General features: G+C 42.9%; 16 protein-coding genes. 5 read left to right on the plus strand and 11 right to left on the minus strand.

Translation table 11 applies throughout. The features are described from left to right. Positions 1-13: 13 nt before the first annotated feature. The 6 genes from pyrH to rplM all read right to left on the minus strand — a co-directional run bounded on the left by pyrH (position 14) and on the right by rplM (position 4,700). Positions 14-718, minus strand: coding sequence for a UMP kinase (gene pyrH, locus QEP08_RS16630; RefSeq protein WP_285059707.1), 705 nt, complete (start codon positions 716-718; stop codon positions 14-16). A 64-nt stretch (positions 719-782) separates the two neighbouring features. After that, a complete protein-coding gene (nagA, locus tag QEP08_RS16635; RefSeq protein WP_285059709.1) occupies positions 783-1,895 on the minus strand; it encodes an N-acetylglucosamine-6-phosphate deacetylase in 1,113 nt (370 codons plus the stop codon). A 168-nt stretch (positions 1,896-2,063) separates the two neighbouring features. Continuing rightward, positions 2,064-2,900 (minus strand): translation elongation factor Ts, encoded by an 837-nt coding sequence (gene tsf, locus QEP08_RS16640; RefSeq protein ID WP_285059711.1) that lies wholly within the window; start codon positions 2,898-2,900, stop codon positions 2,064-2,066. A gap of 103 nt (positions 2,901-3,003) precedes the next feature. Further along, the gene (gene rpsB / locus QEP08_RS16645) at positions 3,004-3,840 is read right to left on the minus strand and encodes a 30S ribosomal protein S2 (RefSeq protein ID WP_285059712.1); all 837 of its coding nucleotides are present in this window, start codon (positions 3,838-3,840) and stop codon (positions 3,004-3,006) included. Between the two features lie 18 nt (positions 3,841-3,858). Beyond that, positions 3,859-4,245 carry a 30S ribosomal protein S9 gene (gene rpsI, locus QEP08_RS16650; RefSeq protein WP_285059713.1) on the minus strand — a complete coding sequence of 129 codons (387 nt, stop codon included), beginning with the start codon at positions 4,243-4,245 and terminating at the stop codon, positions 3,859-3,861. Between the two features lie 11 nt (positions 4,246-4,256). After that, positions 4,257-4,700, minus strand: a complete 444-nt coding sequence (rplM, locus tag QEP08_RS16655) for a 50S ribosomal protein L13 (RefSeq protein WP_285059714.1) — start codon at positions 4,698-4,700, stop codon at positions 4,257-4,259. Between the two features lie 137 nt (positions 4,701-4,837). On the opposite strand from rplM, the gene QEP08_RS16660 reads away from it, so the two are divergent. Together QEP08_RS16660 and QEP08_RS16665 are read left to right on the plus strand one after the other, a co-directional pair. After that, complete coding sequence (locus QEP08_RS16660; protein WP_285059715.1) at positions 4,838-4,975, plus strand: hypothetical protein; 138 nt, start codon at positions 4,838-4,840, stop codon at positions 4,973-4,975. Positions 4,976-5,202: 227 nt separating this feature from the next. Next, a complete protein-coding gene (locus QEP08_RS16665) occupies positions 5,203-6,360 on the plus strand; it encodes an ATP-binding protein (protein ID WP_285059716.1) in 1,158 nt (385 codons plus the stop codon). An 84-nt stretch (positions 6,361-6,444) separates the two neighbouring features. On the opposite strand, the gene QEP08_RS16670 is transcribed toward QEP08_RS16665, so the two are convergent. Together QEP08_RS16670 and QEP08_RS16675 are read right to left on the minus strand one after the other, a co-directional pair. Further along, positions 6,445-6,576, minus strand: a complete 132-nt coding sequence (locus QEP08_RS16670) for a hypothetical protein (protein ID WP_285059717.1) — start codon at positions 6,574-6,576, stop codon at positions 6,445-6,447. A 2-nt stretch (positions 6,577-6,578) separates the two neighbouring features. After that, the gene (locus tag QEP08_RS16675) at positions 6,579-8,036 is read right to left on the minus strand and encodes a serine hydrolase (protein WP_285059719.1); all 1,458 of its coding nucleotides are present in this window, start codon (positions 8,034-8,036) and stop codon (positions 6,579-6,581) included. 129 nt (positions 8,037-8,165) lie between these two features. On the opposite strand from QEP08_RS16675, the gene ubiG reads away from it, so the two are divergent. Continuing rightward, the gene (gene ubiG, locus QEP08_RS16680) at positions 8,166-8,969 is read left to right on the plus strand and encodes a bifunctional 2-polyprenyl-6-hydroxyphenol methylase/3-demethylubiquinol 3-O-methyltransferase UbiG (protein WP_285059720.1); all 804 of its coding nucleotides are present in this window, start codon (positions 8,166-8,168) and stop codon (positions 8,967-8,969) included. Between the two features lie 123 nt (positions 8,970-9,092). Beyond that, the gene (locus tag QEP08_RS16685) at positions 9,093-9,338 is read left to right on the plus strand and encodes a hypothetical protein (protein WP_285059721.1); all 246 of its coding nucleotides are present in this window, start codon (positions 9,093-9,095) and stop codon (positions 9,336-9,338) included. On the opposite strand, the gene QEP08_RS16690 is transcribed toward QEP08_RS16685, so the two are convergent. Further along, the gene (locus QEP08_RS16690) at positions 9,292-10,977 is read right to left on the minus strand and encodes a serine hydrolase domain-containing protein (protein ID WP_285059722.1); all 1,686 of its coding nucleotides are present in this window, start codon (positions 10,975-10,977) and stop codon (positions 9,292-9,294) included. The two genes, QEP08_RS16685 and QEP08_RS16690, sit on opposite strands and share 47 nt — an antisense overlap. A gap of 108 nt (positions 10,978-11,085) precedes the next feature. Between QEP08_RS16690 and QEP08_RS16695 the strand changes: the two genes are divergently transcribed. Then, entirely contained in the window at positions 11,086-11,580 is a 495-nt protein-coding gene (locus QEP08_RS16695) for an SRPBCC family protein (RefSeq protein WP_285059724.1), read from the plus strand. Positions 11,581-11,607: 27 nt separating this feature from the next. On the opposite strand, the gene QEP08_RS16700 is transcribed toward QEP08_RS16695, so the two are convergent. Continuing rightward, entirely contained in the window at positions 11,608-12,498 is an 891-nt protein-coding gene (locus QEP08_RS16700; protein ID WP_285059726.1) for a helix-turn-helix domain-containing protein, read from the minus strand. A 93-nt stretch (positions 12,499-12,591) separates the two neighbouring features. Next, positions 12,592-13,410, minus strand: coding sequence for an SDR family NAD(P)-dependent oxidoreductase (locus QEP08_RS16705; RefSeq protein WP_285059727.1), 819 nt, complete (start codon positions 13,408-13,410; stop codon positions 12,592-12,594). Between the last annotated feature and the right edge of the window lie 104 nt (positions 13,411-13,514).

Raw genomic sequence — 13,514 nt, forward strand, 5'->3', positions numbered from 1 at the left:
TTAGAATCAGTTTTTATCTTACCAGCGTTCCGATCTCCTCACCTCCGGCAATCTTCATGAAGTTACCAGACTTGTTCATGTCAAACACAATGATCGGCAACTTATTTTCTTCGCAAAGGGTAAAAGCTGTCATGTCCATGACGTTCAAACCTTTAGCATATACCTCCTTGAATGAGATTTCAGCATATTTAGTAGCAGCCGGATCTTTCTCCGGGTCAGCGGTGTAAATTCCGTCTACCCGGGTACCTTTCAATACCACATCCGCTTTTATTTCTATAGCACGCAATGCTGCAGCTGAATCTGTAGTAAAATAAGGATTACCGGTACCGGCGCCGAAAATTACCACCCGGCCTTTTTCCAAATGGCGCACAGCCCTTCTTCTGATAAAGGGTTCACAGATCTGCTCCATTTTAATCGCGGTCAGCAGCCTGGTTTTAAGTCCCACCTTTTCAAGCGCATCCTGTAAAGCCATACTATTGATCACCGTTGCCAGCATACCCATATAGTCGGCCTGGGCGCGGTCCATTCCAGATTTCTCCGCACTTAAACCCCTGAAAATATTCCCGCCACCGATAACAATTGCAATTTGAAGTCCTTCGTCATGTACTGCTTTGATGTCTTCGGCATATTGCCTTACTACCTCATTATCAATACCATATTGCTTCTCGCCCATCAGCGATTCGCCACTTAATTTGAGCAGGATCCGTTTATATTTCATGGCCTCAAACTTAGATAAAATTGCAAATAAATGCAATTTATTGTTCTCTCTGCTGTAAGCTGCTTCAGTATTTGTATTCCCGCCCGCCTGCAAATACTCTTTTCAGTTTCAGATCTTCTGAAATCAGTACCAGATCTGCCTTGCCGCCCACCATGACCTCACCCGTCTGTCCAGGAGTGTTTATCAATCTGGCAGGGTACAAAGAAGCCATTTTTAATGCATCAGACAGAGAAATCCCGCAATGCTCCACGCAATTTTGTACAGCCTGTAACAAAGTAATATTAGAACCGGACAAAGTTCCGTCAGGGGTAATGAACTTATCACCGGAAAGCTGGTGCTGATAAGGACCAATATTACATTCCGTAACTGCATCAGTGATCAGGAACAGGCGGGCGCCCATTACTTTATGGCTGATCTTTACCATCGCAAAATCAACATGGCTGCCGTCAGCAATAATGCTGGCCATTGCAGCAGGATGGTTATAAACCGCCGCAGGGAGGTTTGGCGTGCGGTGATGTATCGAAGGCATCGCGTTAAACAAATGTGTCGTGGTCTTAAAACCTTTATCATAAGCTGCAGTGGCCTCCGCATAACCGGCATCACTATGACCGAGCGACAGTATCACATCCTGATCCAGTAAATAACTGATCACCTCGTCATCCTGCAGCTCAGCGGCAACTGTCATCATTTTCACTACCCCGTCCGCATGCTCCATCAGTCGTTTGACCTCATCCAGGGATGCCTTACGGATATATTCTGCAATATGTGCGCCCCTGCGTTTGGCGTTCAGGTAAGGTCCTTCCAGATGCAGGCCCAAAAAACCGACTGCATCCTCACGGTACGCTTTTGCTGCAGTGATGGACTGCCATACGATCTCAGATGTATTTGTAGCCACACAGGCCAGAAAGCCGGTTGTACCCTTATGCACAAGGTCCAGGTCCATTTGCCGCAATGTTTCTGTCTCCGGATATGCTGAAAACAAGTTCCCGCCGCTGCCGTAGATCTGCAGATCAATGAAACCGGCATTTAGAAAAGCCCCTTCACCGTCGATCACTTCACAACCTCCAGGCATCAAATCCTGACTGATCCTGGTAATCTTGCCGTTTTCTATAAATACAGTATGGTCCGTGACCAGCACATCACCATCAAAAAATTTACTGTTCGTTATTGCGATCATAGGGTTTGCATTGTACGGAGTCAAATATATTGTACAGCGTCAAATATAGAAAATAATACACACCTGCCTCGCAATGACGAAGCCTTATGATACAGTGCGAAAGTCTGATAAACAAAAAAGGCCTTCTGATCACAGAAGGCCTTTTCAATATCAAATGAATGCTAAAAATTAAGCGCCCAATTGTACCCTTTTAAATGAAGTTACAGTCAAACCTGCAGCAGTATCATTTAAGAATTTACGGACATCTTTAGATGAATCTTTCACAAACTCCTGATTCAGTAAAGTACTGTCTTTGTAGAATTTGTTCAATTTACCGGCAGCGATTTTCTCAACCATTTCTTCCGGTTTACCTTCCGCGCGGATCTGCTCTTTAGCAATCTCAGTTTCACGTTCGATGGTAGTCGCATCAACATCACCTTTATCCAGCGCAACCGGGTTCATCGCAGCAATTTGCATGGCCACATCTTTACCAGCCTCTTCAGCACCTGTAACAGCCTGGTTTAAAGCAACCAATACCCCTAAGCGGTAATTACCGTGGATGTAAGGAATAACTTTTTCGCCGGAAATAGTTTCAAACTTAGAAATACCGATTTTCTCGCCGATCTTACCAGTGTTTTCAACAATGATATCAGAAACTTTCTGACCATCGATATCCAAAGATAAAAGCTCTTCAAGAGAAGCAGGGTTTTTATCGATAGCAAGATCAGTAAATTTGTTAGCCAAAGCTACGAAATCAGCATTTTTGGCCACAAAGTCAGTTTCGCAGTTCAGCTCAATAACAACACCACGTTTGCCGTCAGCAGTAGCCTTAGCAATCACAACACCCTCGTTAGAATCACGGTCCTGACGTGAAGCCGCTACTTTAGCACCTTTTTTACGTAAATAATCAACGGCTGCTTCAAAATCTCCGTTTGCTTCTACCAATGCTTTTTTGCAGTCCATCATACCGGCACCGGTCTGTTGGCGTAATTTATTTACATCTGCAGCAGTAATTTGTACTGACATCTTAGTTTTCTTTTTTAAGTTATGATTTAAAAATTATGGGTTGTATAGTATTGTTGTAAGTAGAACCCTGCAACGCACCATACAACCCAAATTATTTTACTATTTAAGCTTCTTCGCTTGTACCTTCTTCTGTGGTAGCGTCAGCATCAGCCTCAACTTTTTTCCTTCTTGCACCAGGAGCGGCAGCTTCAGGAGCATCAGCAGCAGCTTTGGCAGCTACAGCTTCTTTTTCAGTTTCCTCATCTTTTTCGCGTTTGCGCTCATCCAAACCTTCTTCAATTGCTTTGATGATCACATCAGTGATTAAAGAGATAGATTTAGTAGCATCATCATTCGCAGGGATCGGGAAATCGATGTTCGAAGGATCAGAGTTGGTATCCACCATTGCAAAAGTTGGAATGTTCAATTTCAACGCTTCGCTAACAGCGATGTGCTCTTTCTTAACGTCAATTAAAAAGATCGCAGCAGGTAAACGGTTTAAGTCCGCAATACCGCCCAGTAAGCTTTCCAATTTGATACGCTCACGCTGGATCATCAAACGCTCTTTCTTAGAAAGGATCGAATAAGTTCCGTCTTTAGTCATCTTGTCGATGTTGGCCATCTTCTTGATCGACTTGCGCACAGTAGCAAAGTTAGTCAGCATACCACCCAACCAACGCTCAGTTACGAAAGGCATGTTTACTTTTTTAGCTTGCTCAGCAACGATTTCTTTAGCTTGTTTCTTAGTCGCTACAAATAAGATCTTACGACCTGATTTTACGATCTGTTTGATCGCTGAAGCAGCTTCTTCAGTTTTAGTTAAAGTTTTATTTAAATCTATAATGTGGATACCATTGCGCTCCATGAAAATGTAAGGCGCCATTTTTGGGTTCCATTTACGGGTAAGGTGACCAAAGTGTACACCTGCATCCAATAAGTCTTGATATGTAGTTCTTGCCATTGTTTTGTCTCCTTAAGATTAACGTTTACTGAATTGGAATTTCTTACGTGCTTTCTTACGTCCTGGTTTCTTACGCTCAACCATACGCATATCACGGGTCATTAACCCTTTAGCGCGCAATGCCGGTTTTTTCTCAGCATCTAATTCAACGATAGCCTTAGCGATAGCTAAACGAACAGCCTCTGCCTGACCTTTGATACCACCACCTGTTACGTTTACATTAACATCATACTGACCAACCAGTTCAGAAACTTCAAACGACTGGTTAACGATGTATTGCAAAGGTAAGGTTGGGAAATATACTTTATGATCTTTACCGTTTACGGTAATGGTACCATTGCCTTCTTTTAAGTAGATACGGGCAACAGCAGTTTTTCTTCTTCCTGAAGTATTTGTAACTGACATTTCTTCTTTAATTAAAGTTTAATGGTTTTTGGTGACTGTGCCGCATGAGGATGTTCTGTACCTGTATAAACATAAAGGTTGGTGTATAATTTAGCGCCAAGTTTAGTTTTAGGTAACATACCGCGTACTGCTTTCTCGATAACACGCTTAGGATGTTTTGCCAATAACTCTTTCGGAGAAATGAAGCGCTGACCACCTGGATAACCAGTATAGGAAGTATAGACTTTATCAGCCATTTTGTTTCCGGTCAACTTAATCTTGTCCGCATTGATAACGATCACATTATCGCCGCAGTCTACGTGTGGGGTGTACTCAGGCTTGTTTTTACCACGGATGATCATAGCGATCTTCGATGACAAGCGCCCCAAAATCTCGCCTTCAGCGTCCACAACAACCCACTGTTTGTTAACAGTTTTTGCATTGGCAGAGACAGTTTTGTAACTTAACGTATTCACTTGCTTGTATTTAATTTGTTAAACAATTATTTATTCCCCCTAAATTTTAGGGACTGCAAAGATAGCGCAAAATATTTAATTGTCAAACACTTGAGCAAAAAAGTTGTTACCCTTTTATAACCTTAAAAACACAAGCTATGGAAACTCAAATTAAACTGGTCCCCGACCCGGATCCTGAAGAAGAGATTTATGAAGACGATGACGTGGGCCTGAACCATGATGAAGACGATGATTTGAGCCTGAATATCGATGATGGCGATGAGGTTGAGGAGTGATTCGTATTGCCCTCAATGGAAACTATAAAGTCTCGCGGAGCGACATTCTTGTTTAAATCTATGCCTATAAAATTGCTGCCAGACCTCCCAAACCTGTTAAAAGCAACAAGGCAAAAGACAACCCACTAGTGCAAATTCAAAATAAAACAAGTGCAAATTCAAAATTAAACTCATGTAAATTTATAAATAGAAGCCGTGCAAATCATAAATTAAGATATCTTTGAGATATGAAAGGCTTTATAACCAGGCAGATTGCCAGCAAGATAGAAGAGCAAAAAACAAAATTCCCGATAATTGCCCTGACCGGCCCCAGGCAATCCGGAAAAACTACTTTGTTAAAAGAATTATTTAGCGGCTACCGATATATATCTTTAGAAAACCCAGATGTACGCGCCTTTGCCACCGAAGATCCTGTTGGTTTTTTAAAACTATACGACCAGCAGGTTATTTTTGATGAAGTACAACGCGTCCCCGGACTTTTTTCATATATCCAGGGCATTGTTGATGACAGCGGCCAAATGGGTCAATTTATCTTATCAGGCTCCCAAAATTTTCACCTGCTAAACAGCATTACACAAACCCTTGCCGGTCGTGTGGCCTTATTTAAGCTTTTACCATTTGATTTTTATGAGTTAAAAGACGCGGGTATTCCAACCTGGTCCTATGCCCAAACTGCAGTCACAGGATTTTATCCCGCCATCTACACCCGCGAAATAAATCCTACCGTATTTTATGCCAACTATCTTCAGACCTATATAGAAAAGGATGTCACCGAGCTGTTAAACATCCGCGACATCAACTTATTCCGTACTTTCCTGGGCTTATGTGCTGCACGGGCCGGGCAATTGTTAAATATAAGTTCCCTGGCAAACGAATGTGACATATCACATCCCACGGCAAAGGCCTGGCTTTCTATTTTGGAAAGCAGCTATATCACTTTTCAGCTGCAACCATATCATCAAAATTTCAATAAACGCCTGGTAAAAAGTCCCAAACTTTATTTTTACGATACCGGCTTGCTCAATCATTTATTAGGGATCAGAACATCACAAGATTTTGAACAAAACAGACTTAAAGGCAATCTCTTTGAAAACATGATCGTTGCCGAATATCAAAAAAGGAACCACCACCAGTATCAGCATCTTGATTATCACTTCTGGCAAGCCAGTAATGGCCGGGAAGTAGATCTATTAATAAAAACGCACAATGGTTTTGATATTTTTGAAATCAAAGCCACACAAACCATTTCATCGGCCCTATTTAAAGAATTAGATTATTTTGAAGAATTAACACCTAACCTAACCATTAAAAAAAGCCTGATTTATGGCGGCGACGAAGACCAGCAACGTACCAGGTACCATGTGATCAGCTGGAAAAATGTATAAGAGAACCTCAGCCCGATGATGTGATTCTAAAATCCGATCCCGATAAAGAAGAGATTTATGAAGACGATGACATTTTTTCCCTTTCTATTGCTTTACCAACCGGCTAAAGGTAAACTCCGTCATGTCCATGTAGCCGGCCGCATCCTTACCCAGCAGCCTCGCCTTACGCTTCTTTCCTTTCACCTGCGGGCAGAGCTTATAAAAAGCCCTGTCCATTTCTAAAGTCTCTTCGCTTCAATCCTGCCACCCTGGTTAAAAATCATTTTTGTCACCTTACCCCGATCGTCTTTCACAAACTCCATATTGGCATGGATCACTTTAAAAAAGAATTTGGAACTGGTTTCAGCGAAGGCTTCAATCCTGGATTGTCCTGTAGCCTGTGCATAAACCTTTTTACCTTCACGGGTAATGGTAAGCACCAGCTTCGGTGTCAGCTGATAATCGCCTAAATAACTGTCCAGATCTTTTTCCGAAACATCAGCCAGTTTGATTTTTTTGGTTTTATTCAATCCTTTGAAAGCGTAGACCGAAGCAATACTGTTGATCAGTTCCTGTATGATCTCCCCATTATCGGAGTTTACCATGATCACCAAACCGTTGCCGCCAGCCAGGCTTCCATAATAACCACTACGGAATCCCTCGTTTGCACCGCCATGCCCGAAATATTTCAGCCCGTTATAATCCTCAATAAAAACACCCAGCGCAGCATCGGGATTCATGTAGGGAGTCAGGCGCAGCGCAGTGGTTTCCCGATCCAGTACTTTAGCCGACCTGCCTTCATAAGCCAGCTGCGTCTCGATGATGTACCTGGCCAGATCTGTAGGGTTCGTCCACAAACCCGCAGGGGCCTGCTCAGGATAAATATGGTATTTGCCTTTGATCTCCTTACCGCCAACATCATAACCCGTAGCCAAAACACCCGGTTTCAGCCCGGCAGGTGGCTGTGCAAAAGTACTGCTCAGCATCCCCATCGGCTTCAAGACCTGATCTGACATATATTTTTCATAGCGTTCCTTGCTGATATCCGTAATCATTAGCTGGGTTATGGTAGTCCCGCCCCCGGAATATTGCTGCCGGATTCCCGGTTCAAAAACCGACCTCACCGCACCTGAATTAGCGGGCTTCTCTCCATTTAAAATCTGGATCACCGAGGGGATCGGAGTTCCCGGTTCATATCCGCCAAAACCATGCACACTCAGCCCTGCGGTATGACTCAACAGATTAGCGGTATTGATCTTTTTCCCTTTCGACAACGAGTCGTAAGGAAACTTCCAGCTGGTTAAATAGGTATTGATGTCAGCAAACAGATCCAGATGCCGGCTGCTAAAAAGCTTCATCACCCCAACAGCATTGAGCGACTTGCTGATTGATGCGGCCTGAAAAAGTGTCTTATCGGTCACGGGAATTTTTGAAGCAGCATCTGCGACACCATAAGCTTTTGCCCAATCTATTTTGTAGTCCTTTATCACGGCAATGCTCAGTCCGTTCACCTTATAGTGCTCCATCCTTTTCTGCAGGTTCATCGGACCAGTATCATCGGTCTGAAGATTTTCTGTCAGGTTATTTTCCACCTGTTTGATACGTTCCTGTACGGTTGACTGGGCAGTTGCGTTATTAAATAGCAGGATAGAAAGGAATAGGGGTAATGCGAATGTTGCAAGGAATGATTTATTCATAATATATTTTAAATGCCTAAATTTAACAAATTAAGATTGTATTGGCAGATTGCTTTTTTTATAGTTTAATTTAGCTATTTTGCTGATAGTTAAATATTTATTAGTTTAGATAAGCCAAATTAAACCAACATGGAAAAAATCTCAACCGAAGTCTATGAAAAAATAGATAACGACCTTTACAATGCAGATGGCGACATCTGGTGGAGACCCGACACTGTACTGCACATCCTAAAAACCGGTGTCAACCCATGCCGCGTCGGTTATTTTAAGAAAGTGCTGACCAGGTTAAATATAGATCCAGCCGGAAAGACGGCGTTGGAAGTTGGCTCAGGTGGAGGGATCCTTACTGAAGAGGTATGTAAATTGGGCTTTGAAACAACAGGAATAGAGCCCTCTGAAAATTCGCTGAATACAGCCATAAACCATGCTAAACAAAGTGGTCTAAACATAAAATATGAGCAGGGTTTTGCAGAAAATCTGCCCTATCCTGATCAATCTTTTGATTGTGTGGTATGTTGTGATGTACTGGAGCATGTAATGGATTTGCCTAAAGTAATTTCTGAAATATCCCGCGTACTAAAACCCGGCGGATTGTTCTTTTATGATACATTAAACCGGACTTTCGTAAGCAAACTGGTCGCCATTAAAATATGGCAGGAATGGAAACGCTGGGCGTTTATGCCGCCTAACTTACACAACTGGGACATGTTCATCAAACCGCAGGAGTTAAAAACCCTGCTGGCCAAGAATAATTTAGACTGGAAAGAGCACAGAGGTTCGTCTCCAAGTGTGCCCGTACCGACGATGCTGGGCTATTTGCGAAAAAGAGCAAAAGGCACATGGAGCTTTGTTGAACTTGGCGAGAAATTTTTTTTGGTGGAGAGCAACGATATGAATATCCTGTACATGGGCTATGCGATAAAAGGAGATTAACGGCTTCCGCATCCCCTCACAATAAACCATGTCTCCGTTTTAATGGACTACGTTTATGAATTAAAAAAATCTGAACAATCTGTGAAGTCGCTTGTTAAAAGCTATACATCAACCCTGACTATTATGGAACAATTCAGAATCGAAGTAGCAGACAATGAAGGACTTGGTCACTTCTACAACATTAAAGCACTGGACAACGATCAATACCAGATCTACAATGACGAACTGGAGCGGATAGGCACCATTGAAATAGATGAAGAAGATCATGAACACTGCAGACAGAGCCTGGATTGCAGGATAGACCTTCCGCTGTTAAACTTGATCAGGGACGAGATCCTGCACCACGACGAACTGGTGCACAGTCAGTGAGCACTGCCGGTAAGATATAATTTTCCATCATTTTATCTACCTGCGGATGGGCATAATAAGCCCCGTATGCAGTAGCAGTAACAACAATAACCAGCGGCTGATCTTTAAAAATGTATATTTTATTACCTCCGTTACCCGCACAATAAAAAGTTTCATATTCCTTATCCGCTACTTTATATTTTTTATTCCAGAACAGGTATCCGTAATACTCACCTGTACGTCCTGTAATTAATCTGTGTTTCGTAAAGGTTTTGCGGACCCATTCCTTAGGAATAACCTGTTTGCCATTCCATTTGCCTTCGTTCTTATATAACTGCCCGTATTTAGCAAAGTCCAGCGCATTCATTTGTATGCTGCCGGCAGTATTGGGCAGATTTTGCGGAGTATATGCCCATTTATAATTGGTAATGGCCAAAGGCTTGAAGAGTTTTTCATCGGTATATCTTTCAAGCCCGCCAGGAATCTGTTTGTTTAAAATATCTCCCAGCAAGATTACCCCTGCTGTAAAATAATGCCATTTGCTTTTGGCTGTCTCACTTGCTGGCAAACTCAGCGTGAATTTCACCCAATCCGGTTGATCATACATATTTTCTTCATTACCTGGCGAGTTCCCATCGTCGTCATCTCCGTTGAAAGCAGAATTCATGCTGAGCAGGTCCCCTACAGACACATTCTCCTTTTCCGGTGAATAATCAGGCAGTGATTTCAGATTGTAAAACTCCTTCAATGTCTGATCTTCATTTTTAAGATACCCATCTCCTATGGCAATGCCGGTCATTGTCGATGCAAACGACTTACCGACAGAGCGGGGATCGTGAAGGGAATCCCTGTCTGAACCGTTGAAATACTCCTCAACAAGCAGCTTGCCATCTTTGATGACCACAATACTGGAAATGTGTTTAAAGAGTCCTTCGTTAATATTACCCTTTAGTTCTTTGATCATACTGACATTAAAGCACTCTTTTGAAACAGGCAGGCCCGGATATGGCTTTATCGGGTTCAGATCAATTTTTGCAATGTCTATACGAACCTTTCTGTGTACCTGCATGTTCAAATGCCCGGAAGCAATGAGATCCCCCGTCTTCAGTCCTGATATATTGATATAAGGCCGCAACTCCATTTTAAATGCATGAGGGCCATCTGTCAGCACACTGTCTCCTCCATTCACCATAAACCGGTTCCACATCGACTGGCTCCACCAACTGCTTTTATCACTGATCAGCGGCTTACTCATTACAGTAACCGTATCCTGAAGCCAGGGCTGTGGTGCCCCGGGCAGTAGATTTGTCTGATAGACCAGCCGGTTATCTACATAAAAAGAAGCCTGGTAGTTACCATGACTGAGCAATGTATCACGATGCATTCCCGGGGCCAGGCGGTGTAAATAATTGGTCATGGAATTGGCCATAAAGCATGTCATAAAAAGATCGCTTTTATTGGTGAGCTCATAAGTCTCCAAAAACTCTGCTCCTTTAAGATCAGGCACAGACACCTGCTTTGAAGAAAATAGAATTTTTCCTACGCTAGACTTATGTATTGAGGAGGTAATTCCGGCATTCTTTACAAGATCTTTTTGCTGACCGAATAGTGCTGCTTTGCAAAGCAGCAGAGCGATGGTTAATAAGAGACAGACACGCATGGGTGATGAATAATAATGTTCTTCATACTGAACTCCGTTAAAATTATCACCAAACTACAGTTATTATTCTGCTTGCATGATTATTGTTTGTAAATTTATCTTTATCATATGGAAAATTTCGACTGGACCTCTTTTACAAAAAAAATAGCGATCAAAGCGCGGCTGTCCGACATTTACAATGCCTGGACGAAGTCAAATGAACTCGAGAAATGGTTTTTAGAAAAGGCCACATTTTTCAATAGTCAGGAAGATGCCATCAGCAAGTACATCAATGCGACAGCGCACATCACCTACGAATGGTTCTGGTTTCTTTATGCCGATCCAATGAAGGGTGTGGTCAAAGCCGCAAACGGAAAAGATTATCTGCAGTTTACCTTTGAAGGTGAATGCCTGGTAGACGTGAAGCTGACCGAAGCAAATGGTTATACCATAGTCGAGCTCAGACACCACAACATTCCGACAGACGACCAGTCCAAACAATTCATCAGACTGGGCTGCTCAAACGGATGGGCATTTTACCTGACCAATCTCAAATCTGTATATGAGGGTGGCATCGATCTGCGCAATAAGGACAAAAATCTCCCTCCGATGATCAACAACTAGAAATGGGGACTCCTGTATTTGGAAAGTTTAGTTCAGCGCCTGTTTCTTAAACTGATTTGGACTGAGCCCTACTTCTTTCTTGAACAGTCTCGAAAAATATGGCAGGTTTTCAAATCCAAGCGTATATGCCGTTTCTGCAATATTTTGGTCTGAACCTTTTAACAGGTTTTTGGCCTCAGAGATCAGAAAGATATGGATCAGCTCGATCGCCGTTTTCCCTGTTTCCTGTTTCAATAAGTCACTCAGATAGCGTGCGGAAATGTTCAGCTGATCTGCCATAAAATGAACAGTAGGCAGGCCTTTGGTCTGCAAGCCCCCCTTATCCAGGTAAACAGAAAGTATGTCATTAAACCTGGAAACCATTTTACCGGAAAGATCCGTCCTGTTGATGAATTGTCTTTTATAAAAGCGCTGTGAATATTTCAGGATGGAATCCAGATGACCGATGATGATGTCCCGGCTGTACTCATCCTGGTTGTTGTAATATTCTGTCTCTATTTTATGGTAAAGCTCCCAAATGATCTGCTCTTCCTTTGGGGACAGGTGTAAGGCTTCATTGGCTTCATAATCAAAGTACCCGTACTTCCTGATCTCGTTGTGCAGCGGATGCCCGTTTAAAAGATCTTCATGGATGTAAATCAGGAAGCCGTCTTCTTCAAATTCCAGGTTTTTCATTTCAATGACCTGTCTGGGCTTTACAAAAGACATAGATCCGTTTTCATGGTCATATTTAGTCCTTCCGTACAGAAATGTGCCGGACCTTAGTTTCTTGAACCCGATCATATAAAAGTCCGTGGTAAATTCCGTTACGCCTATTGTACAGGAATTGTGGCATTGGACCAGGCTGAGCAGCGGATTTTCCGGAGCGGGAAGCCCATTGGCCCGGTGGAGCTCAGCAAGGCTTTTGAAATGTTGCATAACAAAAATATTATGATATAAATCTACACCATTATCGTGGTGCAGATTTATATTTTGGTTTACATTACGTAATGTTTACAAACTGGATGGTGATTACTTCCCATGAGCAGCAGCAGAAACATCTGCCCACTCTTCCCAGGTCGCCAGCCTGTCTGCGTATACCTGTTTCGCCCATGGCAAAGCTACTTTGCCAAGGAACAAGCGCAACGGCGGATTTTCAGCATCGACCAGTTTCAAAACTGCTCCGGCAGTGGCTTCCGGTACACCAAAGATCTCGTCTACCAGGCCCGCCTGGAAATCTGCTTTTACCTGATCGTATGCGGCTATGGGCTCACTGTAAATAGCCGACGCACCGGCCCATTCCGTAGAGAATCCATTTGGCTCTATAAGACTTACTTTGATCCCGAAATCTTTTACTTCTGAAGCAAGGGTCTCACTCAGTCCCTCTACTGCAAATTTTGAAGCATTGTAAATCCCCAATACAGGAAGTGTGGCCACGCCCAGGATACTGGATACCTGTATAATGTGACCGCTGCCTTGCGCCCGCATCACCGGCAGCACTGCCTGGGTCAGCCAGAGCAGGCCAAATACATTGGTCTCGATCTGCTCACGTGCTTCCTGCTCGCTGGTTTCTTCTATGGTGCCAAATAAGCCGTAGCCTGCGTTGTTGATTAATACGTCAATCCGGCCGAAATGCGCTTTTGCCTGGCTTACCGCAGCAAAGCTATCTGCCCTGTTGTTTACATCCAGCTGTATGGGCAATACCGCATCACCATATTTACTCACCAGATCTGCTAATGTGTCTGTGTTCCTTGCGGTAACTATTACTTTATCGCCGCGTTTTAAAAATGCCTCTGCCCAGATTTTACCAAATCCTCTCGAAGCGCCTGTTATAAAAATTGTCTTTGCCATTGTGATATTCTTTTTGATTTAATTACACCACAAAGTTATTTTGGAATGCTGACAAGGATTTATACAAAAGTCTGGAATCCTGATACATTTCAGGTGCTTTATTC

The sequence above is a fragment of the Pedobacter ginsengisoli genome (genome assembly GCF_030244015.1).
Lineage (GTDB): Bacteria > Bacteroidota > Bacteroidia > Sphingobacteriales > Sphingobacteriaceae > Pedobacter > Pedobacter ginsengisoli.